Raw genomic sequence first — 26523 nt, 5'->3', positions numbered from 1 at the left:
TTACTCGACGTGCCGGATTAGCGAACGCGCGAACCGGTGGCGAAGAAGTCGTGCAGATCGTGAGCGAAGGTGTCGAACTTGCTGACAGTCGCGCTGTTGATCTTGCTGAAGAAGTTGAAGGCGAACACGGCCGGGATAGCCACGAACAGACCGATGGCGGTCATGATCAGTGCTTCACCCACCGGGCCGGCAACGGCGTCGATCGAGGCCGAACCGGTTGCACCGATCTTGATCAGCGCGCCGTAGATGCCCCACACGGTACCCAGCAGACCCACGAACGGAGCGGTTGCACCGACGGTGGCCAGCAGGATCATGCCGCCCTGCAGCTTGTTGGATTCGCGGGTCACGGCCTGACGCAGGGCGCGGTCAACGAATTCCGAACGGCTCAGGGTTTCCGAAGCACCAGCCTGCTGGTGGTGGGCAGCAGCCTGGGCTGCGTCCAGAGCGATCTTGGAGAACGGCTCCGAAGCCGGCTGTTCTTCCATGGCGCGGATGGCGTCCTGTGCGTTCGAGGCATCCCAGAACTGCGACGGCACGCGATCAGCAGCCGACTTCAGGCGAGCGGTGCGGAAGATGTTGATGACGGTCCAGTACCAGGACATGGCCGACATGATCACCAGGGTCAGCAACACCACCCAGGAAACGGCGAAATCGCCCGGCTTGGTGGTCATTTCGTGGATCAGATGCTCGAAGCCCATCTGCGAGAGAGCGTTGTTTGCGTTGCCCCCGGCAGCAGCGGCGATGAAAATTTCCTGCAGCATGACGCTTACCTTTGTTGTGTGTGGTGTTAAAGGGTGTAGCTAATGTTGACCTGACCTGGTGGCGGCTATCGAAGCCGCCCCCTGGATCAGCTCAGCGCAAAGTTGACCGGGACGCGGACGCGACCAGCTGCCTTCGATCCACCGCTCTGGGCGGGGTTGAACTTCCACTTGCGCGCCGCTTCCATTGCAGCTCGGTCGAGGTCGCGGTTGCGGCTGGACTTCTCGACAGACACATTGGTGACGTTGCCGCTGGCATCGACATCAATGATCAGGATGACCTCGCCCTGGATACCGGCACGGAATGCAGCCGGCGGGTAACGCGGCGGGTTCATGGCCTTGGACGAGATGTCCACGCTGGCCTGGATATCAACCGGCGGTGACGGCGGGGCAGGCGGAGCCGGCGGCGTAACCACGTCGTTCGGACGCGGTTCCGGCACGTCGATCACCGGTGCTTCCGGTGGCGGCGGCAGCGGCGACTGCTTCGGCGGAGCCAGATTCTTGACCGGCGGCGGCGGGGTGTCCTGCGGCGGCGGCGGCGGCGGCGGCGGCGGTGGCGGCGGCGGAGCGTCGACCAACGTCACCATGACGTTGCGTTCCTTCTCCGCAGCTGCCTTGGGGGCAACGGCCGGAATCAGGAGCATCATCAGGGCTGCGAGATGCAGTGCGATTACAAATGCGATACCCGCGATACGGGGCCAGCTCAGGCCCGTTTCTTTCTGGGTGTCATACCTGTGGTGGAAGACCAGTTGTTCCGTCATGCGCCAAGAACTCTTTAGTGGGGTCGGGGTGGTGGTGTGAAGCCACCCCTGATTCAGCGGTGCATGACACCGCAGGAACCTCCAAGCTTATACCAATCCTGACCAGCTGCGCATCTAAAATGCAGCTGTTCAGGCGTTATTCCTGCTTACTTCAGGTTGATGATTTTGTTTGCATCAGCCGGGTTTTTGATGCCCTTGGCCAGTGCGTCACGCGCGGCCTGCTTGGCTTCGGGAATACGACCTTCCGAATGCAAAACCCGGGCCAGATTCAGGTACGTTTCACCGTCCTTGGACAGCGGGGCCGCGTTCCTCCAGGCTTCGATCGCCTGCGGCACCTGCTCGGTGTAGTAGTACGACTGCGCCAGCGCCAGATAGGTCTGGTAGTCCGGCTTGAGGATGCCCTTGGAGATACCCTCGTTGATCACCGCAATGACGTCCCGTTCCTTGTTGTCGGTGTTGGCGTAGATCGAATACAACTGCTTGTATTCGCGCTCTTCGGTGAGCTGTCCAGCCGCGCGCAGCTTGTCCATCACTGCGGCAGCCTTGTCCATCTGGTCGGCCTGCATGTACATGCTGGCCAGATTGAGCTGGGCCTTCTTGTCGGCCGGATTCTTCGCCGCCAGTGCCTCGGCTTCCTTCACCGCTTCACCGGTCTGGCCGGCTTCGGAGTAGGCGGCCATCAGCAGCTGGTTCCAGTTGTCCTTCGGCTCGGGCGAGGCAGCGATGGCCGCCTTCAGCACCGGGATCGCCTCGGCGTACTTTTCACTCTGGTACAGCGCCTGGCCCTTGATGATCAGTTCTTCGGGCTTGTTCGACTTGGACTCGGCGAAGTACTTGTCCAGGTTGGCCAGGCCTTCGGCCAGCTGGTCGTCCTGCAACTGCAGCTGGGCCAGCATCAACATCGCCTGGAAGTGGCCATTGTTGTCCAGCTGGTTCAGCGCGATCGCCTGCTGCAGGTACTGCTTGGCAGCGGCGTTGTCGTCAAGGTTGTAGGCACCCTGCGAGGCCAGCTGGTTGGCGACGGCCTTGTCGTAATCATTGGCATCGGGCGAGGCGAGGATTTCATCAGCCAGCGTACGGGTCTCGGCGTACTCGCTCTTGTTGTAGGCGGCAAACAGCTTGTTGAGCTTGCTGGCCATCTTCGAGGAGGCCTTGCCCTTGGGTTCGACACGGGTGGCTTCCGGGAACAGGACTTCCGCCTTTGCGCTGTCCCTGTTGCCACGACGCTCCGAGGAACGCGACTGTGCCGCAGCGTCAGCGATGACGACACCGCCCAATGCAGTGGCGATCAGGATGGAGAGCACGGCGTGCTTTTGGCTGCGGAAGATCATGTTTCACCTCGAAGGGGCCGCCGTGGCGGTAGAAATTCAAACTGTCGGAACGAAACCGAGCACACAAACGTATCAGAAATTATTTGACGGAGAAATCACTTCCGATTGTGTACTGCACAAAAACCCTACCCTCAGCCGCAGCGTGGGACTACACCAGAGCGCCTCGCCTGCTGATATACAGGTTCAAGCGCAGGGGTATCGCGTTGCAACTCACGGATGCGGTTGGCCGGGTCCGGGTGGGTGGAAAGCCACTGCGGGGAGCGATTTCCGCTGGCAGCCATCATGTTCTGCCATAGATTCACCGCTTGTGAGGGGTCAAACCCGGCCTGTGCCATCAGGCGTTGCCCCACCACGTCGGCCTCACTTTCCTGGGTCCGTGAACCGGGCAGCAGGATCAGGCCCTGGGCACCCATGCCACCGAATTGATTGACCGCGCTGGCGGCGGTATCGCCGTAGGCGGCACCAGCCAACGCTCCCAGGATGCCCAGCCCGAGCTGGGTGCCCTGCTGCCGGGTGAGGCGTTCTTCGTGGTGGCGCGAGATCACATGGCCGATCTCGTGGCCAATGACCGCTGCCAGCTGATCCTGGTTCCTGGCGACGGTGAAGATGCCGGTGTTCACGCCCACCTTGCCGCCGGGCAGGGCGAACGCGTTCGGTTCCTTCTCGACGAATACCGCGGTTTCCCACCGTACGCCATGGTATTGCTGCGGCAACTGCGCAACCAATGCATTCACCACGCATTGCACGTAGGCGTTCTGCTTGGCATCGCGGTTGAGGGTCTGCTTGGCCTTGGTTTCAGCAAAGGCCTGGGCACCGAGTTGATCGAGCTGTTGCTGCGAAACACCGCCAACGACCTGGCGCCGCCCGGTGGGAGAGGTTGTGGTTGCGCACGCGCTGAGCAGCAGCGCGGTAATTACGGCTAGTCCGATGGCTTTCATCAGGGATCCCCTCGTTCACATCTGCAGTGTGCGAGTGTCTTGCTTAATTTTTCGTCAACCGGTGCCGGCGTTATTGCGTGCCCAGCAGGACCATGGCGGCAAGGGCAATCGCGTTGTTCACCGCGTGCGCGACCACCGGCGCCCACAAGGTCCCGGTCTTGCGATACACCCAGGCAAACGCTGCCCCCATGCCGCCGTAGATCAACCACAGCTGCAGCATCGCCGGGAAGCTGTTGGGGCTGGTGCCGGGGATTTCATGCACCAGGGCGAAAGCGGCGCTGCTGAGCACGATACCCAGCAGGGGCCGCCCGGCCGCCCACAGGCGCCCAAACAGCACGCGCCGGAACAGCAATTCTTCATAGGCCGGCGCCAGCAGTACCGCAAAGGCAATCAGGAACAGCGGGTATTGCGCCCATGCCTGCTGCATCAACAGCAGGTTGGTGGGCACCGGCTCCACCCCCATCTGCTTGGCGGCCCAACCAATACCACTGCTGCCAAGAAATACCCCGGCAGCGACCAGCGCGGTCCAGCCCCAGGTCGAGGCACGACGTACTGCCTGATGCGATTGCGCACGTTCTGCCGGGCTGGCACGGCGACGCAGGAAGTACAGCAGCAACGCAGCACCGCCGGTGGAAAACAGCGCGATCAGCATCTGCGCCAAGGCACCTGGCGTGCCCAGCGAGTTGGCCAACGCCGCCGCCCCCTGGGTGTTTCCCTCACGCGCAGCCTGCATTCCGACCTCGAAACCGCGGCCCAGGCCCCAGGCCAGTCCGCCCAGCACGCTGAGGAACAGCAAGGTGGCGATGCCGATCAGCAGGTCCAGGCTGAAACCGAGCAGCGGCGATCCGTTGGTGGGCGTCGGCGAGGAGGACGGGGAGAGCGGCACGTCGGGGAGGGTGGACATCGCGGACCTGGGAGTAGCGCGGAAAAAAGGTGGGCGCCGTTGTCGGCGCCCACGCGGATTGCTGCTCTGGATCAGATATCCAGATTCGTGACCTTCAAGGCATTGCTCTCGATGAAATCACGGCGTGGTTCCACCACGTCGCCCATCAAGGTGCTGAAGATCTGGTCGGCTTCCACCGCGTCTTCGATGCGGACCTGCAACAGACGGCGGGTATCCGGGTTCACGGTGGTATCCCACAGCTGTTCCGGGTTCATCTCACCCAGGCCCTTGAAGCGCTGGATCTGGCGACCCTTCTTGGCCTCTTCCATCAACCAGGCCTGGGCCTGGGCGAAGCCGGTGATCTCGGAGGACTTGTTGCCGCGGTTGATGGTGGCACCCTCGCGCACCAAGCCGTGCAGCAACTGCGAGGCCACATGCAGCTGGCGCAGTTCGCCGGACTCAAAGGCAGCCAGCGGCAATACCTGGGTGTGTTCCTCGCCCATGTGACGACGGGTCACCAGCACGGCGGCCGGGCGGTGCTCGTTCGGCTCCTGCAGCACCAAGGTGAAACGCGGCGTCCCCAGGCTGCCCTGGTTCAGACGCTTGGCCAGGGCCTCCAGTCCTTCACCTTCCGGTGCCGAGCGCAGATGCTCCAGGTCCATCGGAGTGAAATCGACCAGCGCCTCGAGCAGGCTGCGATCGTAGCGATGCGCGTTGCGGGCAATGGTTTCCTGCGCCGCTGCATACGTCATCAGCAGCTTCTCCAGCGCCACGCCTTCGATCGGCGGCTCGCCGGCAGCCGGAACCAACGCCGCGTTTTCCACTGCGTTGTTGGCCAGGTAGGCGTCCAGCGCCGGGTCGTCCTTCAGGTACAACTCGGTCTTGCCCTGCTTGATCTTGTACAGCGGCGGCAGGCCGATATACACGTAGCCACGCTCGATCAGCTCCGGCATCTGCCGGTAGAAGAACGTCAACAGCAGCGTACGGATGTGCGCACCGTCGACGTCGGCGTCGGTCATGATGATGATCTTGTGGTAACGCAGCTTGTCCGGGTTGTACTCGTCACGGCCGATGCCGGTGCCCAGCGCGGTGATCAACGTACCGACCTGGTCGGAGGACAGCATGCGGTCGAAACGCGCACGTTCCACGTTGAGGATCTTGCCGCGCAGCGGCAGCACCGCCTGGTTCTTGCGGTTGCGGCCCTGCTTGGCCGAGCCACCTGCCGAGTCACCCTCGACGATGAACAGTTCGGACAGCGCGGGATCCTTTTCCTGGCAGTCGGCCAGCTTGCCCGGCAGGCCGGCGATATCCAGCGCGCCCTTGCGGCGGGTCAGGTCACGTGCCTTGCGCGCGGCTTCGCGCGCACGGGCAGCATCGACGATCTTGCCGGCAATGGCCTTGGCTTCGTTCGGGTTTTCCTGCAGGAACTCTTCAAGCTTTGCGCCGAAGGTGCTTTCCACCGCCGGCTTGACGTCCGAGCTGACCAGCTTTTCCTTGGTCTGGCTGGAGAAGCTGGGGTCCGGCACCTTCACCGACAGCACCGCGATCATGCCTTCGCGCATGTCATCGCCGGTCAGGCTGATCTTGGCCTGCTTGGCCACGCCGTTCTGCTCGATGTAGTTGTTGAGCGTACGGGTCAGCGCGGCACGGAAACCGGCCAGGTGGGTACCGCCGTCCTTCTGCGGAATATTGTTGGTGAAGCAGTACATCGTTTCCTGGTAGGAATCGGTCCACTGCAGCGCCGCCTCGACCACGATGCCGTTGGTTTCGCCAGTCACCGCGATCACGTTTGGATGCAGCGGGGTCTTCACCTGCGCCAGGTGCTCGACGAAGCTCTTGATGCCGCCTTCGTAGTGGTAGTCGTCGCGACGGCCTTCGCCGCGCTCATCCACCAGGGTGATGTTGACGCCGGAGTTCAGGAACGAAAGTTCGCGTAGACGGCGCGCCAGGATTTCGTAATGGAACTCGACGTTGCCGTGGAACGCCTTCACCGACGGCCAGAACCGCAGCACCGTACCGCGGCGGTCACTGGTTTCCAGCTTGTTCAACGTGGTCAATGCAGCACCGTCGCTGTATTCCTGCTGGTAGTGGAAACCACCCTGGTAGATATCCAGCATCAGCTTCTGCGACAAGGCATTGACCACGCTGACGCCGACGCCGTGCAGGCCGCCGGAAACCTTGTAGCTGTTGTCGTCGAACTTGCCGCCGGCGTGCAGGACCGTCATCACTACTTCGGCAGCAGAGACTTCGCGGTCGAGCTTCTGGCTCATCTGCGCATGCTTGCCGACCGGGATACCGCGGCCGTTATCGGCCACCGATACCGAACCGTCGGCATGGATGGTGACCAGCACATTGTCGGCGTGACCGGCGAGGGCTTCGTCGATGGAGTTGTCGACAACCTCGAACACCATGTGGTGCAGGCCAGTGCCGTCATGGACGTCGCCGATGTACATACCGGGACGCTTGCGAACAGCCTCCAAGCCTTCCAATGCGGTGATGCTGTTGGCGTCGTAATTGCCGTTGTTGACCGGGGTGTTCTGTTCTTCGCTCATTGCGCTTGCCGTAGGCTCCGCAGGTCATGCGCCGTTCCGGGGAACGGGCATGAGAGATAGGGGATGACGTTCCGATTATACCTGCCGGGGGAATTTCCGCCCTGAAGGCTCAACTTGCGGCCTTGATGGTGCCATGTTCCACGTGGAACACAGCCGCCGGCTGCAGTTCTGCTTCCAGTGCGGCCGGTGTTTCGGTTGCCGTGATGAAGATCTGCGCCGGTGTTGCAGCCAGGAATTGCAGAACGCGCTGCTGGTGATTGCGATCCAGCTCCGAGCCAAGGTCATCCAGGGCGATTACCGGCCATTCGCCGCGTTGACTGGCGTAATCGTCTGCCTGACCCAACAAACAGGCCAGGGCAGTGAGCTTGGCTTGCCCGCGCGATAGAGCATCTCGGCCAGGGATCTGCGTGAAACCAACGCTCCAGTCGGCCCGGTGCGGCCCAACCGAGGTATAGCCTGCGCTACGGTCGCGCTCACGGGCCAGCAGCAGAGCATCGCCCAGCGACATTTCGTGCCGGCGCCAGCCCGGCTGCAGTTCCAAGGCACTCAATTGCAGCCCAGGTGCAAGATCTGCAGCAATTGCGACCGCCCGCTCCTGCAGGCGTTCCAGATAGTGCTGGCGACGTGAGGTGAGGGGAGTTCCGGCTTCAGCCAGCTCCCAATCCCAGGCATCCAACTGTTTCCCGGGCGCCCCCATCTTCAACAGCGCATTGCGCTGCTTCAAGGCCCGCGTGTAACGCCGCCACAGGGGAAGGAAGTCAGGTTCCACGTGGAACAATCCCCAATCGATGAAGCGTCGCCGGGGTTCGCTACCGCCACTGACCAACGCATGGCTGCCTGGTTCAAAGGTAACAACGGCCAACGCAGCGCATAGATTGCCCAGTTGAGCCACATCTTCGCCGTCCAGACGGCCCTTCCAGGCCTGCCCACTGTGTCGTAGACCGGCGCGCCGCGTAGAAACGCCCAATTCTGCGTCGCTACGTTCCTGCCATTCGACAAAAACGTCCAGATTCTCGGCGCCTTTCTGCACCAGACCATCGCGCACGCGACCACGGAAGCTGCGGCCGTAGGCCATCAGGTGCAGGGCTTCGAGCACGCTGGTTTTTCCCGCGCCATTGGCGCCGGTGATCAGATTGATGCCGGGGCGGGGGGCCAGTTCCACAGAATCGAACCGACGCACGCGGTTCAAGGCAACACGGACGATATGCATTGACGCTCGAAAGAAAGCACGACGCCAGCACGGGAGCCGTGGCTGGCCATGCGCAGCTTAAAGCATCCGTCCGGTTTGAGCAGGCCAAGCCTGCGCGCTGCCATTCCCCGATCCACACCACGTGGAACATCGCAAGATTTCTTCAAATCTGATCGATGGGCAGGGCAGTCCCGCTGCAGATTTCGCGAAATCTCGCGTTTTTTGGGGCCGGTATAGGTCGGGGTACAAACCCTGTGTATAAGTTGGGCAATCTGTGGATAAATTTGGGCCTGAGAGCCCATCCAGGCCTTATCCACAGATATCCACAGGCTAGAAGCCCTGTTTTACAGGGGGTTTCGGCACCAATAAACTTCGCTAAAACAACAACTTAAACTAGTTCTACATAAAATCTGCTCCTACCATCACCACCAAGCTTTTGATTTATTCTCAGATTTAAAGCATAGAGCTGAGAAAACCGGCAACCAGGAAAGGCGAAAAGCCAGAGCTTTGAATCCTTCAATTCTGGTGCCGGGGATCCAGGCCTCCGCTTCAGATTTGAAGAAATCCGGGCCGCGCCAGGTTTGAATTCCAAGTCCGCGCTGTCCTCTGCTTCAGGCAACGCTTTCACAGCTCCTGATTTCTTGAAATCTGATCAATCACACAGGGTTCCTGGCCTGGAATTTCAAGGTTCAAGCTGTTGGCTCAAGTCCCGCGTTTGGGCTTCGCGTTGGAATCAGCGAAAGCAGGGGGAAACTTGCGCGGCTTAAAGCGCTACGGATTCAATCCCGCTGCGCGCAACCGCGATCTTCACCCACCAGGCGCGTTCCACGGCAAGGGATACGCTTGCAGGGTAGGGCTTCCACGGATATCAAGCTTCGAGCTGCCAATGGAGCGATCGGGCAAGAACTCCAGGAGGGGACGTTATGCCCTTCGAAATCGTAGATCCGAGCGTTTGGCCGATTGAAGCCGGTATCTGGTCGCAACAGAGGAATCATTGCCAATCATATTGGCTGGCCGAAACCTGGGGTTGCCTTGCCTGGGGATTGGCTGCTTCTCCTTGCAAGAGGAAAGCGATTGGATTGGACAGGCCTTGCTGGCCATCCAGAACCCAGTGCCTTGCGGGGCATAGGCTCATCTGTTCCACGTGGAACCTCAGCCGGAAATAAAAAAGCCCGGCAGTAAGCCGGGCTTCTTCGTGTTCCACGTGGAACCTGCAGGTCAGAGACGCAGCGGCATCACCACGTGACGCGACTTCTCGCTGCTGGCTTCACGCACCAGTGCCGAGGAGTTGGAATCACGCAGCTGGATGACAACATGCTCATCGCGCAACGCTGACAGGGCATCGAGCAGGTAGTTCACGTTGAAGCCGATAGCCAGGTCGCTGACCGTGGTGTCGGCCTCGATTTCTTCCTGCGCCTCTTCCTGCTCCGGGTTATGCGCGCTGATCTTCAGCTGGCCCGGGGTCACTTCGACGCGAACACCGCGGTACTTCTCGTTGGAGAGAATTGCCGCACGCTGCAGCGAGGCGCGCAGGGTTTCGCGCTCGACCTTCACTTCGCGGTCGGCCCCGATCGGAATCACTGCTTCGTAATCCGGGAAACGGCCGTCGATCAGCTTCGAGGTGAAGGTGACATCGTCGCGCTTCATGCGCACGTGGCTACGGCCAACTTCCAGCTCGACTTCGCGCTCGCCGCCTTCCAGCAGACGCTGCAGTTCGGTCACGCCCTTGCGCGGCACGATGATCTGGCGCTTGGCGCCGTTATCGTTTTCCAGTGCGGTTTCGCACAGGGCCAGACGGTGGCCGTCGGTGGCAACGCAACGCAGGATGCTGTCGCGCAGGTCAAACAGCAGGCCGTTGAGGTAATAGCGCACGTCCTGCTGCGCCATCGCGAACGCCGTGCGTTCGATCAGTTCCTTCAACGCGGCTTCCGGCACGACAACGCGTTCGGTGGCTTCAACCTCGTCAACCGACGGGAAGTCGTTGGCGGGCAACGTGGCCAGGGTGAAACGGCTACGGCCAGCCTGGACCGTGATCTTGTCGCCCGTCTGCGAAACCGTGATTCGGCTGCCATCGGGCAGGGCGCGGATGATTTCGAACAGCTTGCGTGCCGGAATCGTGGTTTCGCCGTCCTGGGCGTCTTCGACCGCAATGCGGGAGACCATTTCCACTTCCAGATCGGTACCGGTCAGCGAAAGCTGGCCGCCCTGAACCTGGACGAGGAAATTAGCCAGAACCGGCAGGGTCTGACGGCGTTCAACCACGTTGACGACCTGGGCCAACGGCTTGAGAAAGGCTTCGCGCTGCAGTGTGAAACGCATGTGGTTTCGTGCCCCTATGCTTTTAAAAGATGTGGATTAAATCAAAAGCTTGGTGGTGCTGGTAGAGCCAGATTTGGTTTAAAACACACCCAAGTGTTTGTTTTTAAAGGTTTTATTGAAACTGAAACCCATGTATTACTGGTCCTGAGCAGGTGGGTGAACCTGTGGATAATTTTGATCCGGATCTGCCGGCCAATTTTATCCACAACTTCCCCAGAACCTGCCCCCGAATCATGCACCGTTTTGTGCGATGACGCCGCAGTGGCGTCGGTGCATCATTCGCTGCACTTCCGGCCCAGACCTCGTTGCCCCAATGGTTTTCCCACCTGTTTCATCGATGAGCGTTTCCACAGGGCAGCGTCGGGGCTTACTCGCTGAGCTTGCGGATCAGCTTGTCCCAGTCCTCGCGCAGCTTGCCGTCGGTTTCCATCAACGTGCGGATCTGCCGACAGGCGTGCAGCACCGTGGTGTGGTCGCGGCCGGCAAAGGCGTCGCCGATTTCCGGCAGGCTGTGTTCAGTCAGTTCCTTGGTCAGCGCCATGGCCACCTGGCGTGGACGGGCCAGGGAACGGGTGCGCCGCTTTGACAGCAGATCCTTGATCTGCAGGCCGTAGTAGTCGGCAACCGTTTTCTGGATATTGGGGATGCTGATGGCTTGTTGCTGGGCACGCAGCAGATCGCGCAGGGTTTCCTGGGCAAACTCGGTGGTGATCGCGCGCCCGGTGAAATTGGCGCGGGCAGTCAGCGTATTGAGCGCACCTTCCAGATCACGCACGTTGGAGCGCATCTTCTTGGCGATCAGGAAGGCCACGTCGTCCGGAATCTCGGCGCCGCGTTCGCGGGCCTTGGCCAGCACGATGGCAGCACGGGTTTCAAAGTCCGGCGGCTCGATGGCCACCGACAAACCCCAGGCCAGGCGCGATTTCAGGCGGGCTTCCAGGCCTTCCACTTCACGTGGATAGCGGTCGCAGGTCAGGATGATCTGTTGCTTGCCATCGAACAACGCATTGAAAGTATGGAAAAACTCTTCCTGGGTGCGGTCCTTGCCGGCGAAGAACTGGATGTCATCGATCAGCAGCGCGTCGACCTGCTGGAACTGGCGCTTGAACTGGTCCATGGTCTTTTCCTGCAACGCACGGATCATCGCGCTGAAGAACTGTTCCGATCGCAGATACAGCACTTTTGCCGCCGGATTGGCCTGGCGCATGGCATTGCCTGCGGCCAGCATCAGGTGGGTTTTACCCAGGCCGGTGCCGCCGTACAGCAGCAGCGGGTTGTGCGCACGATCGCCCGGCTTCTGCGCCGCCTGGAATGCCGCCGCCAGACCGAGCTGGTTGCTGCGGCCTTCGACGAAATTGGTGAAGGTGTAATGCGCATCGAGGTTGCCGTTGAACGGCACGACGGGAGCGGTAGGCACGGAACCGGTGCTTGGGGCGACCAGCGGCGCCGGCTCCGGTGCCCGCGGACGCGAGCCGATTTCCAGGATCACCTCGCCAAAACCGGCGAAATGGGTCAGCAGTTCGCCGATCCGCGACAGGTAGCGTTCGCGCACTTGATCGACAATAAAGGCGTTGGGCGCGTACAGCACAAGGCTGTCTGCGCGTTGGTCGGCCTGCAGCGGCTTCAACCAGGTGTGGACATCTTCGGGCGGAAATTCCGCCTCCAGACGTTCAAGACAACGTGTCCAGGCATCCATCAGCAATAATCGTCAAAGGCTTGCCAGCCGGGCGCAGAAAGCCGCCGGGCCACAGGCCGGAAGGGGGAAAGTGGATGGCTCAGACTACCACCGCCGGCCCGATGCGGGAATGCTTGTCCCGGTTTTATTCACAGGCTCATCCACAAGATGTACACCGGCCTGTGGATAGCTTTGTCAAGCCAGACTTGACGGGACCCCGAGGGGGTCTATAGAATTTCCGGTTCTTTCCGTCCACTTCATACAGGTGCCCCAATGGCCACCAAGCGCACGTTCCAGCCCAGCAACCTCAAGCGCAAGCGCGATCACGGTTTCCGTGCTCGTATGAAGACCGCCGACGGCCGCAAGATCCTGTCGCGTCGCCGCGCCAAGGGCCGCAAAGTCCTCAGCGCTTGATTGCGTTGCCGCGTGAAGCGGCAAGCGCAACACCGATCGTGATCAGTACCTGCCCGCGCAAGCGATTTCCTCGCTCTGCGCGGGTTCGTACGCGTGCCGAATATACAACGGTCTTCAACGGCGCCCGCCGTGTATCCGAGCCCTTGATGACACTCCACTGGTTGAAAGGGGATAGCCCTGCTCGACTCGGTCTGGCTGTGTCACGCAAGGTGGATACGCGTGCGGTCGGTCGTAACCGTATCAAGCGTGTGTTGCGGGATGCAACACGCCATCTACGGTCGTGCCTGAAAGGTGGCGATTACGTCATCGTGGCCCGGTCGGCGGCCAAGACCGCCAGCAATCAACAGATCCGTGAGGCGTTTGAGCGCCTGCTGCGCCGCGCTGGCGCATTGCCCCCTGTAGCTGCGGGCGGCACAATGCCGCCGCACGAGGGCGCTGACACCCCTCTTCCTTTGAACGTACCGGATACCTCCTCCGGTCGAGCCGAGCCTGCCTGCTGATGAACCAGACCCGTGTATTCCTGATTTTTGCCTGGCTGATGGTAGCCGTGCTGCTGTGGATGGAATGGGGTCGCGAAAAGGCCGCACCGGATCCGGCAACCGTGGCCACCGCCCAGGCGGCCGTGCCGGGCGCCAATGACGTTGATCTGCATGCGCCGGTCGCCGGTGATGTGCCGCAGGCTTCCGTCCCGGGCCAGCCGCCGGCCGCTGCCGCGCCGGCAGGCATGGAAGCGGCCGCCAGCGCACAGCGCGTGACCGTGACCACCGACGTATTGAAGCTGGTGCTCGATGGCCGCAGCGTGCTGGACGCCGATCTGCTGCAGTTCCCGCAGACCAAGGCCGCCGGTAGCCCGCCGGTGCAGCTGCTGACCGAAGACAAGGCGCATCCGTACAGCGCCACCGCCGGTTGGGCCAGCCAGAACAATTCGCCGGTGCCGGGCGCGAACGGCTTCCAGCCGGCGCAGGGCGTCACCGCCGTGGCCCTGGCCGATGGCCAGAACGAAGTGCAGGTGCCGTTCGTGTGGAATGGCCCGAATGGTGTCAGCATCCATCGCACCTACACCTTCAAGCGTGGCGATTACGCCATCAGCGTGAAGGATGAAGTGGTCAATACCGGTACTGCTCCGTGGCAGGGTTATGTGTTCCGCAAGCTGGACCGCGTGCCGCCGGTAATCAGCAAGGGCATGACCAACCCGGATTCCTTCAGCTTCAACGGCGCTACCTGGTTCAGCCCGGCAGATGGCTACCAGCGCCGTGCGTTCAAGGACTACATGGAAGACGGCCCGATCAACCAGACCATCAGTGGTGGCTGGGTGGCGATGCTGCAACACCATTTCTTCACCGCCTGGATTCCGCAGGCTGACCAGTCCGCGCTGTACCTGCTGTCGCAGAACGGCCCGCGCAACGTGATCGAAACCCGCGGCCCTGGCTTCACTGTGGCCCCCGGCCAGAAGGTCAGCACCGAGGCACGCCTGTGGGTTGGCCCGAAGCTGGTGAACCAGATCGCCAAGGAAGACGTGAAGGGCCTGGACCGCGTGGTCGATTACAGCCGCTTCTCGATCATGGCCATCATCGGCCAGGGCTTGTTCTGGGTGATGAACCAGGTGCACAAGCTGGTCGGCAACTGGGGCTGGGCCATCATCGGCCTGGTGATCCTGTTGAAGATGGCGCTGTTCCCGCTGGCCAATGCGCAATTCAAGTCGCAGGCCAAGATGCGCAAGTTCCAGCCGCGCATCGCGCAGCTGAAGGAGCGCTACGGCGACGACAAGCAGAAGTTCCAGACCGCAATGATGGAGCTGTACAAGAAGGAGAAGATCAATCCGCTGGGCGGCTGCCTGCCGCTGCTGATCCAGATGCCGATCTTCTTCGCCCTGTACTGGGTGCTGGTGGAATCGGTGGAACTGCGCCAGGCGCCGTGGCTGGGCTGGATCCAGGACCTGACCGCACGTGACCCGTACTTCATCCTGCCGATCATCAACATCGCGGTGATGTGGTTCACCCAGAAGCTGACCCCGGCTGTGGGCATGGACCCGATGCAGCAGAAGATGATGCAGTTCATGCCGCTGGTATTCGGCGTGATGATGGCCTTCATGCCGTCCGGCCTGGTCCTGTACTGGGTGGTCAACGGCGGCCTGAGCCTGCTGCAGCAGTGGTGGATGATCAAGAAGCACGGCGAAGACGCGCCGAGCAAGGTGATCGAAGCCAAGTAAGCAAAAGCCCGCCGCAAGGCGGGCTTTTCGCATCTGGGCCAAGCCGCGCGAAGACAGGCCGTTTGGCTGTCTGTCTGCTCGGCTGTTTGTGGGAGCGGCGTAAGCCGCGAAGCTGGTCTAGCCTGGACACTGGGTAGGGGTGCGCACTGATGCTGCATTGGCTTCGCGGCTGTCGCCGCTCCCCCAAATAGGCAGCGAGCACCGCGAGCTCGGCTTTTGCCTCTGGCGTTAGAATCACCACATCTGCTGCACCCTTTCACCCCCGAGCCTGCCATGCCCCGTTCGTTGTCGTGCCGCCTGATTTTGCCTGCCGTGTTGCTTGCCGCTTTGACGGTCGCCGGCTGTTCCAAAAAGGACGAGGCAGGCACCGCTACGCCAACCCAGGCCAGCGCGCAGGCCGCAGCCGCAGCCAATCCAGCGGCGGCACCGCTGTTGACCGCACTGCAGAAACAGCTTGATGGCCATCGCCGCATCGTCGTGTTGCTGGCCGACGAAGCACAGCAATCGCCGACTGACCGCCAGACCTCCAGCCGCATCGGCCAGCAGTTGTTCCACGACGGCCTGGAACAGCGCCAGGCCATCGCTGCGCAGTTCGATGCCTTGCTGCGCGATCCCAGCCCGCAGCGCTTTGCCACCCTGGGCACGGTGCTGGATTACATCGAATCCTCACCCGAGCTCTACGACGCCGATCGCCTGGCTTTCCGCGAAATACTGCGTGAGCTGCATCAGCGCGTGGGCGCGGATTCGTCGCTGCCGGCGGTCAAGCTGCACCAGCGCATCGGCGAGGACCTGGAAGCGCTGGACGAGATCGAGCGTAATTACAACCAGGAACTGACCCGCATCTTCAGCCGCTTCGAACGCACCCGCGCCATCGAGCTCAAGCGTGAGAAGTGGGACGACTACGTCGCCCACCTCAACACGTTGTACAAGCGCGACGCTATCCTGCGCGACTTCGGCGTGATCGAACCCTACCCGATGTCGATGCAGGACAGCGACCGCGAGATCTTCGGCCGCGACCTGCCTGCGAAAACCGTGGTGCTGACCTTCGACGACGGCCCGCACAAGGCCTATACCGATGAAGTCGTGGCCATCCTGCAGCGCTACGACGTACCGGGTGTGTTCTTCGAAGTGGGCCGCAATCTTGGCGCAGTCGAGGCCGATGGCAAGGTCAAGCTCGGGCCGATGGCGGACATCAGCCGTGGCCTGATGGAGCACGGCTACGCGGTCGGCAACCACAGCCTGACCCACGCGCAGCTGTCGCGCACCACCGGCGATGCGCTGCGCCAGCAGGTGCTGGATACCGACACGCTGCTCAAGGGCGTGGATGCCAAGCGCGCGCCGCTGTTCCGCTTCCCGTATGGGGCGCGCAATGCCGAAGGCCTGCAGCTGCTCAACGAAGCCGGCCTGAAATCCATCATGTGGAACATCGACTCGATGGACTGGGCCGATCCGGTGCCCGAATCCATCGTGCAGCGCGTGGTCGACCAGGTGCAGAAGGAACAGCGCGGCATCATCCTGTTCCATGACATCCACGACCGCGCGGTGAAGGCGCTACCGCAGATCCTCGACAAGCTGATCGCCGACGGCTACCAGTTCGCCGGCTGGAACGGCCGTGATTTCAGCGTCAGCCGCGCGCGCAAGGGCGCGGTCGCCGATACCACGGTCACCACCGGCTACGAAAAATCCTGGGCGATTGTCATTGGCATCGATGACTACGCCAAATGGCCCAAGCTCGAATATGCCGGCCGCGACGCGCAGTCCATCGCCGATACGCTGACCGGCCAGTTCGGCTTCCCGTCTTCGCAGGTGATCGTGCTGAAGAACCAGCAGGCTACCCGCAACAACATCCTGGCCGCCTTCCACGACCGCCTGGCCGATGAGCGCACCGGCAAGAACGACCGCGTGTTCGTGTTCTTCGCCGGCCATGGCGCGACCCGCCAGCTCGCCTCCGGCCGTGACCTCGGCTACATCATTCCGGTGGACTCGGACCCGAATGAGTTCGCCACCGATGCGATCGCGATGACCGATATCCAGAACATCGCCGAGAGCATGCAGGCCAAGCACGTGCTGTTCGTGATGGATGCCTGCTACAGCGGTTTGGGGCTTACCCGCGGCGGCAGTTCGTCATCGTTCCTGCGCGAGAACGCACGCCGCAGCGCGCGGCAGATGCTGACCGCCGGCGGTGCCGACCAGCAGGTCGCCGACAGCGGCCCGAACGGGCATTCGGTATTCACCTGGGTGCTGCTGCAGGCGCTGGCCGGCAAGGGCGACCTCAGCGGCGATGGCCTGATCACCGGCACCGAGTTGGCTGCGTATGTGGCGCCGGCAGTATCGGCGGTATCGCGCCAGACCCCGGCCTTCGGCAGCCTGCCCGGTTCGCAGGGCGGCGAGTTCGTGTTCCAGGTGCCGGACAGCCAGGAATTCCTCAACGCCGATACCCGCCAGCTGTCGGCTGACGCCATCGCCCTCAACAGCCGTGTCGATGCCGTGCAGGACGCCAAACCCGCAGGCAAGACCGAAGCGCCGGTAACCGTTGCCGATCTGCAGGGCGGCAAGAGCACCCTGGTGGTGCCGGCGGCGGTACCGACCTCCGACCGCCAGCGCGCGCAGCAAGCCAATGACCGCGGCCTGCAGCTGTACCGCGAGAAGCGCTATGACGAAGCCGCCGTGCAGTTCACCGAAGCACTGAAGCTGCGGCCGGATTTCGCCCAGGCGGCCAACAACCTCGGCTTCGTCTATTACCGCCAGCAGCGGTACGCCGAAGCCGCGCGCTGGCTTGAGAACACCTTGAAGATCGACCCTTCGCGCGCTGTGGCCTATCTGAATCTTGGCGACGCCTACTTCAATGCCGGCGACAAGGCCAAGGCCAAGCAGGCCTATACGACCTACCTGGAGCTGCAGCCGCAAGGCAGCGGCGCTGCCCAGGCCCGCGCGCAACTGCAGAAGCTGTAAGCCATGACCGATTTATCCACAGCCCAGACCATTGTTGCCATCGCCAGCGGTGCTGCTGCCGGTGGCGTCGGCATGCTGCGCGTGTCCGGCCCGCAGTCGCTGCGCATCGCTGTTGCCCTGGGTTGTCCACAGCTCAAGCCGCGTCACGCCCATTACGCCAGGTTCCGCGATGACGCCGGCGAGGTCATCGACGACGGCATCGCGCTGTACTTCCCCGGCCCGCGCAGCTTTACCGGCGAGGACGTGGTGGAACTGCAGGGCCACGGCAGCCCGGTGGTGCTGCGCCAGCTGCTGGCCCGTTGCATCGAACTGGGCGCGCGCCAGGCCCGCGCCGGTGAGTTCAGCGAGCGGGCCTTCCTCAACGGCAAGCTCGACCTGGCCCAGGCCGAAGCCATCGCCGACCTGATCGCCGCTGGCGACGTACGTGCCGCGCGTGCCGCGCGGCGTTCGTTGGATGGCGTGTTCTCACGCCGGGTGGAAGAGGTGGGCGAGCAACTGGTGCGACTGCGCATCCACGTCGAAGCCGCCATCGACTTCGCCGACGAGCCGCTGGATACGCTCGGCGGCGCGCAGGTGCGCGCCGGTATCGAGCAGGCCAAGGCCTTGCTGGCCCAGCTGCGTATCGACGCCGAACGCGGCCGCAAGCTGCGCGATGGCCTGCACGCGGTGCTGATCGGGCCGCCGAATGCCGGCAAGAGCTCGCTGCTCAATGCATTGGCTGGCAGCGAGCGGGCAATCGTCACCGATATCGCCGGCACTACCCGCGACACCTTGCGCGAGACCATCCGCATCGACGGCCTGGAGCTGGAACTGGTCGACACCGCTGGCCTGCGCGAAGGCGGTGACGCCATCGAACGCGAAGGCATGCGCCGCGCCCGCGCCGAGATGCAGCGCGCCGACCTGGCCATCGTCGTGCTCGATGCCCGTGATCCGGAGGCGGGCAGGGCCGCGATTGGCGATGCCGCAGCACAGGCTGCCCGCCAGCTGTGGATCTACAACAAATGCGATCTGCTGCCGGACTGGCCGCAGGCGCTGGACGCCGACAGCATCGCCCTGTCCGCCGCCAATGGCGCGGGCCTGGAGCAGCTGCATGCGCGCCTGCGCGATATCGCCAGCGATGGCGCAGGCGAGGGCATGCAGGGCGAGTTCTCCGCGCGCCTGCGCCATGTCGAAGCGCTGGCCCTGGCCAGCGAACACCTCGACGCGGCCGATGGGCAATTGCACTACGACCAGCTGGAACTGGCCGCCGAGGAACTGCGGCTGGCGCATGATGCGCTCGGCGAAATCACCGGCCGCATGACCGCCGACGACCTGCTGGGCAGGATTTTCTCGAGCTTCTGCATCGGCAAATAATGCCGCTGTGGAGCCATCGGCCCGCAGGGGCCAGCCAACGCAATAGTCAGGAGGTAGTTGATGTTTTCGCACATCGTGGTGGGGGCAAATGACATCGAGGCATCCAAGGCGTTCTATGACGCGCTGCTGTCCACGCTCGGCGCAAAGCCGGGTTTCGTCGATCCCAAGGGCAACGTGGTGTACCGCCATGGCGGCGCGCTGCTGATCGTCGGCCATCCGCGCAACGGCGAGCCCGCAACGCACGCCAATGGCGGCACCATCGGCTTCAGCTGCGCCTCGCCGGAGGTGGTGGAGGCCTGGCATGCGGCAGGTGTTGGCAACGGTGGTGTGAGCGTGGAAGACCCGCCGGGACCGCGGCAAAGCCCGTTCGGCCCACTCTACCTCGCGTATCTGCGCGATCCGGCCGGCAACAAGCTGTGTGCCACGCACCGTGCGGCCCAGGCCTGAGCATCAGCTTTCCCCACAGCGGCGGCGCGGACCACTACGCGCCGCCGGTTACTGACAGTTCTGTTTGCCGCCGTTAGGCTAGGCCCTGTTACGGGATCCCCCCGCCAACGGAGTCAGTCCAATGCGCCATTGATGCCACCGTCTTGATGACGGTCCCTACCAGTCCCTGCTGCCGCTGGCGGCCGGGTGCTTCGGGCATCGATGGAATACCGCATGACACACTCAATTTCCGTGACGCTGGATGGCGTCGCGTGGCACACGCCCGATGGGCGCAGCCTGTTCTCCAACCTCACCGCACAGTTCGATGACCGGCCCACCGGTCTGGTCGGCCGCAACGGCGTGGGCAAGTCCGTACTCGCGCAGATACTGGCTGGATTGCGTCAGCCCAGTGCCGGGCATTGCCGTCGCATCGGTGAGGCCTACTACCTCGCACAGCAGGTACAACCACGAGCAGGACAGCGTGTAGCCGAACTCGCGGCTGTGGATAAGCGTGTGGATGCATTGCGCAGGATTGAAGCCGGAAGCACGCAGCAAGCGGATTTCGACGCGATTGGCGAGCAATGGAGCCTGTGCGAAACCCTGCAGCAGGCCTTGGCTGATGCAGGCTTGCACGGCGTTGATGCCGATACACCTGTGGATAAGCTCAGTGGCGGGCAATGCATGCGCGTCGCTCTGGTGGGTGCGTTGCTGCAGCCGGTGGAGTGGCTGATCCTCGACGAACCCAGCAATCATCTCGATCACGCAGGCCGGCACTGGTTGGCCGAGCAGCTGCGCGCGAGAAAGCAGGGCCTGATCCTGGTCAGCCATGACCGGCTGCTGTTGCAACAGGTGGAGCGCATCGTCGAACTGTCGCCGCAGGGGCTGCGCAGCTACGGCGGCAACCATGCCTTTTATGCACAGGCGCGCGCTGGCGAACGTGCCGCAGCCGAAGCTTTGTTGCAGCAACGTCGGCATGAGCGGCGCAAGGGCGAGCAGGTTCTGCGCGAACAACGGCAGCGGCTGGAACAACGCAGCGCGCGCGGCAACCGCGAGGCCGCCAACGCCAATCAGGCGCCGATCCTGCTTGGCTTGCAGCGCCAACGTGCCGAAGCCAGCCTCGGCAAGGCACGCGCGCAGCTGGATCAGCGGCAGGTGCAGCTGCACGACGCCGTGCGCGAGGCACAGGCCGACAGCGAAGCCGCCGCCCCGGTGTTGCTGGTCCCAAATGTGCAAACCAGCGGGCCGGAGTGGGTGGTGCGTTCCAGCGGACTGCAACTGCCGCATGTGGCACCGGCGCTGCGCGCGCTGGACTTCAACCTGCGCCGTGGCGAACGTGTTGCCATCACCGGTGCCAACGGTGTGGGTAAGTCGACATTGCTGAAGGTGTTGGCAGGACAGCTGCCGGTGCGGGCTGGCGAGGTGAGCGTGCAGGTACCTGCTGCCTTGCTGGATCAGCAGCTGCAGCTGCTACCCGCGCACAGCAGCGTGCTGGACGCCTTGCGTCTGCGTAATCCAGCCATGGCCGAGGGCGAGTTGCGTAGCCGGCTGGCCCTGCTGGGCCTGGATGCAAACCACGTACAGATGCCTTCTGGCCTGCTCAGCGGCGGGCAGCGACTGAAAGCCGGCCTGGCCTGCGCGCTGTATGCCGATCCACCGGCACAGCTGCTGTTGCTGGACGAACCCGGCAATCACCTGGATCTGGATGCGCTGGCGGCTCTTGAGGATCTGCTTCGGCAATACCAGGGCAGCTTGCTGCTGGTCTCGCATGACGAGGCACTGCTACAGGCGATCGGTATCACTGCACGATTACATGCCGGAGAGCAGGGCTGGCAATGGCAGCGCGAATAGTGACGCGATGTTCTTCCGCACGTCACATGCAGCCGTCATGCTGCGCGCCTTGTTTTTGATTGGAGTAGCGACGGTGCGAAGCTGGGCCTGGTTGATGGTGGTGGGGGGTGGCGTGGCATGCTGTTGGGCAATGGACAGCTCAGCCGCGCAGACTTATCCCCAGGTTTCGGTGTACGCGCACCGTGGTGCCAGCGCACTGCTGCCCGAGCACACCCTGGCCGCTTATGCACAGGCCATCAGCGACGGCGCCGATTACATCGAGCCGGACCTGGTGATGAGCAAGGACGGGGTGATGCTGGCCCGGCACGAGAACGAGATCGGCTCGACCACCGATGTCGCCAGCCACCCCGAGTTCGCCAGCCGCCGCACCCGCAAGCTGATCGACGGCCAGCAGGTCGAGGGCTGGTTCACCGAAGACTTCACCGTCGCCGAGCTGAAGACGCTGTACGCGCGCGAGCGCCTGCCGCAGATCCGCGGTACCGCCTTTGATGGCCAGTTCCGCATTGCCACCCTGGACGAGATCATCAGCTTCCTGGTGCAGCAGGCCGGGCGTGCCAACCGCGGTATCGGCCTGGCGCCGGAGATCAAGCACGGCAGCTATTTCCAGAGCATCGGCCTGCCGATGGAAGACAAGCTGCTGGCCAGCCTGCAGGGCAATAGCTACACCAAGGTCGCGCCGATCCTGCTGCAGTCCTTCGAGACGGCCAACCTGCGCCAGATCCGCAGCAAGCTCGGCAAGGACAGCAATATCCGCCTGCTGCAGTTGCTCGATTCCAGCGACGAGAAGCCGGTTGACATTGCCTTGGCCGGTGGCAGCCTGACGTATGCACAGATGATGACGCCAGCCGGCCTGCGCGATATCGCCAGCTATGCCGATGCAATCGGCGTTGAACGGCGCGCGCTGGTGCCGCTGGATGCACAGGGCAAACTGGCTGCGCCTACCGCCCTGATCGGCGACGCGCATGCCGCCGGCCTGCAGGTAGTGGCCTACAGCTTCCGCCCGGAAAACCCGTTCCTGCCGCCGGCATTGCGCCAAGGGGCGGAGAATGCGCGCAATCCGGAAGCCTCGGTGGCCGAGATCCGCGCCTATCTGCAGGCGGGTATTGATGCGTTCTTCACCGATGATCCGGCGCTGGGACGACGGGCGGTGGATGGCGGTTCGTAAAGGCTGAAGAGCGACCCCTCCCCAGCCCATCCGGCCCGAAGGCACAGCCTTCGGTCGTTCATCAGGCCGCGCGCCATTGGCGCGCAAGCAGGCCTTCTTCACCCCCTTGGCTACACCAAAAGGGGGGGCCGTTTCTTGGAGATCTGACACCCCGCAGCGCAGCTGCTTGGCTCCCTCCCTTTGGCGCAGCCAAGGGGAGGGCTGGGGAGGGGTTGGCTCTTAGGCCTTTCAAGCTTCGCGGCTTGTGCTGCCGCAGGTGCTGGTAGAGCCTCTGCCGAGCATGGCTCGGCACTACCGCTTCTGCTCTTAGGACGGCTCGTTGGAATCCCGCCGCCGCAGGGGTACCACCACTTCATAGTCACGGCCTTCGCGCGGCTGCCACAGCACCGGCACCTGGCCCGGTGCGGGCGGTTCGAGTTCGTTGTCGGCTTCGGCCAGTTGCTCGGCGTCTTCCTCGTCTTCCCAGCTGTAGCGCTTGCGTGCAGCGCGCGGGTCGGCGTTGCGGAACAGCAGCGCGGCGATCACGCCGGCGGCGGCACCGCCCATATGTGATTGCCAGGACACGCCCGGCTCATGAGGCAGGATGGTGATCAACATGCTGCCGTAGAACAGGAAGCCGATCAGGCTGGCGGCAATCGCCGGCCGGTCGCGCCGCAGCAGGCCGAGCACGAACACCAGGAACATCAGGCCGTGGGTCAGGCCGCTGGCGCCGAGATGGCGGCTGCCGGCCTCGCCCAGCATCCACGCGCCCAGGCCGGAACCCAGCCACAGCAAGGGCAGGGCACGTAGGGTCGCTTTGGGATAAACACTGCCAGCCAACGTACCAAGAATAAGCAGGGCCACCGCGTTGGCGCCCAGGTGTTCAATTGAACCGTGCAGCAAGGGCGCGCCAAGCAGGCCGGCCAGACCGCTGGCCTCCAGCGGTGCTACCGCCCACGGCCGCCAATCCCAGCCGCTGCTCTGCAGGGCGAACATCGCCACCAGCAGCAGGACGAAGCCCAGGCTGATGTTGAACGCGCGCAGCACCCGGCTGCGGTCGTTGCGGGCGACGGTGGCCGGCGTGTCGCCGGTATTGGGCAGAGTTGGCGTGTCCATGTTCAAGGGATTGCGGCGCCTTGGGCGAAAGCCAAGGGCGCCGCGCTTGGGATCTGGCGTGCCACCGGCGGGACAATCCCGCCGGTGGCGTTCACATCAGGCCTTGTGTCCGCCCTTCGGCGGGATCTTCAGGCTCAGGATCACCGTGGCCACCAGGATCGCGGCCACCACACCCAGCGAAACCGGGACCGGGATCTTGAAGATGTCGATCAGCAGCATCTTGGTACCGATGAAGGCCAGGATGACGGCCAGGCCGTAGGGCAACAGGTGGAAACGGTCGGCCATGCCGGCCAGCAGGAAGAACATCGCGCGCAGGCCCAGCACCGCGAACACGTTCGAGGTCAGCACGATGAACGGGTCGGTGGTAATGGCGAAGATGGCCGGGATCGAGTCCACCGCGAAGATCACGTCAGTGACCGCGATCAGGATCAGCACCACGAACATCGGGGTGAACCAGCGCACGCCGTCCTTCTCGGCGACCAGGCGGTTGCCGTTGTACTCGTGGGTGATACGCAGGTGCTTGCGCATGAACTTCAGCGCCGGGTTGTTGTCCAGGCTGGGCTCCTCGCTGGCGGCGAACCACATCTTCCAGCCGGTGTAGAGCAGGAAGGCACCGAACACGTAGAGCAGCCAATGGAACTGGGTAACCAGCACGGAACCGGCGAAGATCATGATCGTACGCAGCACGATCGCGCCCAGAATGCCGATGATCAGTACACGCTGGCGCTGCGTCTCGGGCACCGCGAAGTAGCCCATGATCAGCAGGAACACGAAGATATTGTCGACCGCCAGCGCCTTCTCGATCAGGTAGCCGGTCAGGAATTGCAGACCCACTTCATTGGCAACGGCCGCGCCTGCGGTCTCATGCAGGTAGTACCAGAGGCCGGCATTGAAGGCCAAGGCCAGCGCCACCCAGCCCAGTGACCAGTAGATGGCCTCCTTGAAGGTGACTTTGTGCGGACCACCGTGGCGCATCAGCACCAGGTCGATCAACAGCGCGGCAATGACGACGACGATGAAGCCGCCCCACAGCCAAGGATTACCAATTGTCTGCATCATGATGAAATTCCGGTCGTGAACGGGGGTATCTCGGAACCACAAAGGCCAAGAGCTGGACACGGAATCGGGGAGACCGGGGACAGAGCTTCGCCAATGCGGCGAAGGTCTTGCTCACAGTCCCGATGGGCGGGACTGCCGTTGCACCGGAGTCTTGCGACTCGAATTGACGGCGACAACGTCTGGGAGCTACTCCCCTTCTGGGGCGAATAGTGCGGCCTGTGCCCATTACAGTCAATGAATACGCTGCAGGCAGGGGGCAGCGCCCGGCTACAATAGCGGCCATGAATACCCCACTCCCCGTCGTACGCCTGAAGAACGCGTGGCGCTCCAGCCACCCGTGGATTTTCCAGAAACTGGTCGAAAAGCCGACCGTCAAGCCCAAGTCCGGCACCATCGTCGATGTGGTCGGCGTGGACGGCGAGTGGATTGGCCGCGGCTTCTACAACGGCCACTCGCGCATCGCCGTGCGCATCCTGGAAACCAATCCGGACGTGGCGGTGGACCAGGCCTGGTTCGCGCAGAAGCTGGCGCAGGCGGTGTCGCTGCGTCGTGACGTGCTGAAGCTGGACGCCATCTCCAATGCCTGGCGCGTTGTCCACAGCGAAGGCGACGGCCTGTCCGGCCTGGTGGTGGACCGCTATGACGACCTGCTGGTGGTCGAGTTCTTCGCCGCCGGCATGTTCCGCCACCGCGAATGGATCTACGAGGCGCTGCGTGACCTGTTCCCGGGCTGCCGCTTCCACAGCTTCGCCGACGAACACGTGCAGAAGCAGGAAAGCTTCGATTTCCACGGCAACACCACCACCGAGCCGGCCGTCATCACCGAGTACGGCATCAAGTTCCGCGCCGACCCGGCCGGCGCGCACAAGACCGGTTTCTTCGCCGACCAGCGCGAGAACCGTGAGTGGCTGAGCCAGCAGGTGGAAGGCAAGAGCGTGCTCGACCTGTGCTGCAACACCGGTGGCTTTGCGGTGTATGCCGCAGCGCGCGGTGCCGCCGAGGTGCTGGGCGTGGACATTGACCAGGACGTGATCCACATTGCCAAGGGCAATGCGCGTTTGAACAACGCCAAGCCCAAGTTCGTGCAGGCCGACATCTTCCCGTGGCTGCGTGATGCGGCCAACCGCGGCGACCAGTACGACGTGGTGATCCTGGACCCGGCCAAGATGACCCGCGACCGCGACCAGGTGATCACCGCGCTGAAGAAGTACCTGGACATGAACAAGCTGGCCTTGGGCGTGGTCAAGCCCGGCGGCCTGTTCGCCACCTTCTCCTGCACCGGCCTGGTGGCCGAGGACCAGTTCCTCGACATGCTGCGCCGCGCCGCGTATTTCTCCGGCCGCACCATCCAGATCCTGAAGGTAGCCGGCGCCGGCCCGGACCATCCGTTCATGGCCCACGTGCAGGAATCGCGTTACCTCAAGGCAGTGTTCTGCCGCGTGCTGGACTGAGGCAAAAGCGACCCCTCCCAGCCCTCCCTTTGGCGCAGCCAAGGGGAGGGCTCAGTGGTAGTGGGCGGGCCACCAGGAGGGGGGGCGGCCCGGGGCCAGAAACCACCCCCCCAGGGGGCGGACGACCCACAAGCCGCCCCAAGCG

Annotated in this window: 20 protein-coding genes; 9 read left to right on the top strand and 11 right to left on the bottom strand. The window is 63.2% G+C overall.

The window, feature by feature from the left end; all coding sequences use genetic code 11:
* Window positions 1–17: 17 nt before the first annotated feature.
* The 9 genes from exbB to dnaA all read right to left on the bottom strand — a co-directional run bounded on the left by exbB (window position 18) and on the right by dnaA (window position 12427).
* A complete protein-coding gene (gene exbB, locus ACVOLQ_RS12355; protein ID WP_313173739.1) occupies window positions 18–761 on the bottom strand; it encodes a TonB-system energizer ExbB in 744 nt (247 codons plus the stop codon).
* 86 nt (window positions 762–847) lie between these two features.
* Window positions 848–1519 (bottom strand): energy transducer TonB, encoded by a 672-nt coding sequence (locus tag ACVOLQ_RS12350; RefSeq protein ID WP_481528197.1) that lies wholly within the window; start codon window positions 1517–1519, stop codon window positions 848–850.
* Window positions 1520–1665: 146 nt separating this feature from the next.
* Window positions 1666–2850, bottom strand: coding sequence for a heme biosynthesis protein HemY (locus ACVOLQ_RS12345; protein ID WP_313173737.1), 1185 nt, complete (start codon window positions 2848–2850; stop codon window positions 1666–1668).
* Window positions 2851–2981: 131 nt separating this feature from the next.
* On the bottom strand, window positions 2982–3788 hold the full coding sequence (locus ACVOLQ_RS12340) for a M48 family metallopeptidase (RefSeq protein WP_313173736.1): 807 nt from the start codon (window positions 3786–3788) through the stop codon (window positions 2982–2984).
* Between the two features lie 70 nt (window positions 3789–3858).
* Complete coding sequence (locus ACVOLQ_RS12335; protein ID WP_313173735.1) at window positions 3859–4692, bottom strand: CPBP family intramembrane glutamic endopeptidase; 834 nt, start codon at window positions 4690–4692, stop codon at window positions 3859–3861.
* A 71-nt stretch (window positions 4693–4763) separates the two neighbouring features.
* Entirely contained in the window at window positions 4764–7223 is a 2460-nt protein-coding gene (gene gyrB / locus ACVOLQ_RS12330) for a DNA topoisomerase (ATP-hydrolyzing) subunit B (RefSeq protein ID WP_481528196.1), read from the bottom strand.
* A 109-nt stretch (window positions 7224–7332) separates the two neighbouring features.
* Window positions 7333–8433, bottom strand: coding sequence for a DNA replication/repair protein RecF (recF, locus tag ACVOLQ_RS12325; RefSeq protein ID WP_313173733.1), 1101 nt, complete (start codon window positions 8431–8433; stop codon window positions 7333–7335).
* Window positions 8434–9630: 1197 nt separating this feature from the next.
* Window positions 9631–10731 (bottom strand): DNA polymerase III subunit beta, encoded by a 1101-nt coding sequence (gene dnaN / locus ACVOLQ_RS12320; RefSeq protein WP_313173732.1) that lies wholly within the window; start codon window positions 10729–10731, stop codon window positions 9631–9633.
* A gap of 367 nt (window positions 10732–11098) precedes the next feature.
* A complete protein-coding gene (gene dnaA, locus ACVOLQ_RS12315; RefSeq protein ID WP_481528195.1) occupies window positions 11099–12427 on the bottom strand; it encodes a chromosomal replication initiator protein DnaA in 1329 nt (442 codons plus the stop codon).
* Window positions 12428–12679: 252 nt separating this feature from the next.
* Here dnaA and rpmH point away from each other — a divergent pair, with 252 nt between their 5' ends.
* From rpmH to ACVOLQ_RS12275, 8 genes are all read left to right on the top strand, one after another.
* On the top strand, window positions 12680–12820 hold the full coding sequence (gene rpmH, locus ACVOLQ_RS12310) for a 50S ribosomal protein L34 (protein ID WP_006404565.1): 141 nt from the start codon (window positions 12680–12682) through the stop codon (window positions 12818–12820).
* Window positions 12821–12825: 5 nt separating this feature from the next.
* Window positions 12826–13320 (top strand): ribonuclease P protein component, encoded by a 495-nt coding sequence (rnpA, locus tag ACVOLQ_RS12305; protein WP_481528215.1) that lies wholly within the window; start codon window positions 12826–12828, stop codon window positions 13318–13320.
* Entirely contained in the window at window positions 13320–15029 is a 1710-nt protein-coding gene (gene yidC / locus ACVOLQ_RS12300; protein ID WP_313495435.1) for a membrane protein insertase YidC, read from the top strand. Before rnpA ends, yidC begins: the two co-directional genes overlap by 1 nt.
* Before the next feature lie 273 nt (window positions 15030–15302).
* Window positions 15303–17981 carry a polysaccharide deacetylase family protein gene (locus tag ACVOLQ_RS12295; protein WP_481528194.1) on the top strand — a complete coding sequence of 893 codons (2679 nt, stop codon included), beginning with the start codon at window positions 15303–15305 and terminating at the stop codon, window positions 17979–17981.
* A gap of 3 nt (window positions 17982–17984) precedes the next feature.
* On the top strand, window positions 17985–19334 hold the full coding sequence (gene mnmE / locus ACVOLQ_RS12290) for a tRNA uridine-5-carboxymethylaminomethyl(34) synthesis GTPase MnmE (protein ID WP_481528193.1): 1350 nt from the start codon (window positions 17985–17987) through the stop codon (window positions 19332–19334).
* Window positions 19335–19394: 60 nt separating this feature from the next.
* Window positions 19395–19781: a VOC family protein gene (locus ACVOLQ_RS12285; RefSeq protein ID WP_313173727.1), complete on the top strand. Its 387-nt coding sequence runs from the start codon at window positions 19395–19397 to the stop codon at window positions 19779–19781.
* Between the two features lie 213 nt (window positions 19782–19994).
* Window positions 19995–21608, top strand: a complete 1614-nt coding sequence (locus ACVOLQ_RS12280; RefSeq protein ID WP_481528192.1) for an ATP-binding cassette domain-containing protein — start codon at window positions 19995–19997, stop codon at window positions 21606–21608.
* A gap of 130 nt (window positions 21609–21738) precedes the next feature.
* Window positions 21739–22773 carry a glycerophosphodiester phosphodiesterase gene (locus ACVOLQ_RS12275; protein WP_481528191.1) on the top strand — a complete coding sequence of 345 codons (1035 nt, stop codon included), beginning with the start codon at window positions 21739–21741 and terminating at the stop codon, window positions 22771–22773.
* Between the two features lie 306 nt (window positions 22774–23079).
* On the opposite strand, the gene ACVOLQ_RS12270 is transcribed toward ACVOLQ_RS12275, so the two are convergent.
* Together ACVOLQ_RS12270 and ACVOLQ_RS12265 are read right to left on the bottom strand one after the other, a co-directional pair.
* Window positions 23080–23868, bottom strand: a complete 789-nt coding sequence (locus ACVOLQ_RS12270; protein ID WP_481528190.1) for a rhomboid family intramembrane serine protease — start codon at window positions 23866–23868, stop codon at window positions 23080–23082.
* 96 nt (window positions 23869–23964) lie between these two features.
* Window positions 23965–24924 (bottom strand): TerC family protein, encoded by a 960-nt coding sequence (locus ACVOLQ_RS12265; protein ID WP_313173754.1) that lies wholly within the window; start codon window positions 24922–24924, stop codon window positions 23965–23967.
* Window positions 24925–25208: 284 nt separating this feature from the next.
* On the opposite strand from ACVOLQ_RS12265, the gene ACVOLQ_RS12260 reads away from it, so the two are divergent.
* The gene (locus ACVOLQ_RS12260) at window positions 25209–26378 is read left to right on the top strand and encodes a class I SAM-dependent rRNA methyltransferase (RefSeq protein ID WP_313173723.1); all 1170 of its coding nucleotides are present in this window, start codon (window positions 25209–25211) and stop codon (window positions 26376–26378) included.
* The last annotated feature ends 145 nt before the right edge of the window (window positions 26379–26523 follow it).

It is taken from the genome of Stenotrophomonas sp. STEN031, assembly GCF_056759975.1.
The sequence above is the reverse complement of the archived record's forward strand: the minus strand, read 5'-3'. Positions and strand labels throughout refer to the sequence as shown.

What these genes read in the sequence shown, in the direction of transcription:
- exbB (WP_313173739.1), bottom strand. Translation starts at nt 761, where the DNA reads ATGCTGCAGGAAATTTTCATCGCCGCTGCTGCCGGGGGCAACGCAAAC.
- ACVOLQ_RS12350 (WP_481528197.1), bottom strand. Translation starts at nt 1,519, where the DNA reads ATGACGGAACAACTGGTCTTCCACCACAGGTATGACACCCAGAAAGAA.
- ACVOLQ_RS12345 (WP_313173737.1), bottom strand. Translation starts at nt 2,850, where the DNA reads ATGATCTTCCGCAGCCAAAAGCACGCCGTGCTCTCCATCCTGATCGCC.
- ACVOLQ_RS12340 (WP_313173736.1), bottom strand. Translation starts at nt 3,788, where the DNA reads ATGAAAGCCATCGGACTAGCCGTAATTACCGCGCTGCTGCTCAGCGCG.
- ACVOLQ_RS12335 (WP_313173735.1), bottom strand. Translation starts at nt 4,692, where the DNA reads ATGTCCACCCTCCCCGACGTGCCGCTCTCCCCGTCCTCCTCGCCGACG.
- gyrB (WP_481528196.1), bottom strand. Translation starts at nt 7,223, where the DNA reads ATGAGCGAAGAACAGAACACCCCGGTCAACAACGGCAATTACGACGCC.
- recF (WP_313173733.1), bottom strand. Translation starts at nt 8,433, where the DNA reads ATGCATATCGTCCGTGTTGCCTTGAACCGCGTGCGTCGGTTCGATTCT.
- dnaN (WP_313173732.1), bottom strand. Translation starts at nt 10,731, where the DNA reads ATGCGTTTCACACTGCAGCGCGAAGCCTTTCTCAAGCCGTTGGCCCAG.
- dnaA (WP_481528195.1), bottom strand. Translation starts at nt 12,427, where the DNA reads ATGGATGCCTGGACACGTTGTCTTGAACGTCTGGAGGCGGAATTTCCG.
- rpmH (WP_006404565.1), top strand. Translation starts at nt 12,680, where the DNA reads ATGGCCACCAAGCGCACGTTCCAGCCCAGCAACCTCAAGCGCAAGCGC.
- yidC (WP_313495435.1), top strand. Translation starts at nt 13,320, where the DNA reads ATGAACCAGACCCGTGTATTCCTGATTTTTGCCTGGCTGATGGTAGCC.
- ACVOLQ_RS12295 (WP_481528194.1), top strand. Translation starts at nt 15,303, where the DNA reads ATGCCCCGTTCGTTGTCGTGCCGCCTGATTTTGCCTGCCGTGTTGCTT.
- mnmE (WP_481528193.1), top strand. Translation starts at nt 17,985, where the DNA reads ATGACCGATTTATCCACAGCCCAGACCATTGTTGCCATCGCCAGCGGT.
- ACVOLQ_RS12285 (WP_313173727.1), top strand. Translation starts at nt 19,395, where the DNA reads ATGTTTTCGCACATCGTGGTGGGGGCAAATGACATCGAGGCATCCAAG.
- ACVOLQ_RS12280 (WP_481528192.1), top strand. Translation starts at nt 19,995, where the DNA reads ATGACACACTCAATTTCCGTGACGCTGGATGGCGTCGCGTGGCACACG.
- ACVOLQ_RS12275 (WP_481528191.1), top strand. Translation starts at nt 21,739, where the DNA reads ATGGACAGCTCAGCCGCGCAGACTTATCCCCAGGTTTCGGTGTACGCG.
- ACVOLQ_RS12270 (WP_481528190.1), bottom strand. Translation starts at nt 23,868, where the DNA reads ATGGACACGCCAACTCTGCCCAATACCGGCGACACGCCGGCCACCGTC.
- ACVOLQ_RS12265 (WP_313173754.1), bottom strand. Translation starts at nt 24,924, where the DNA reads ATGCAGACAATTGGTAATCCTTGGCTGTGGGGCGGCTTCATCGTCGTC.
- ACVOLQ_RS12260 (WP_313173723.1), top strand. Translation starts at nt 25,209, where the DNA reads ATGAATACCCCACTCCCCGTCGTACGCCTGAAGAACGCGTGGCGCTCC.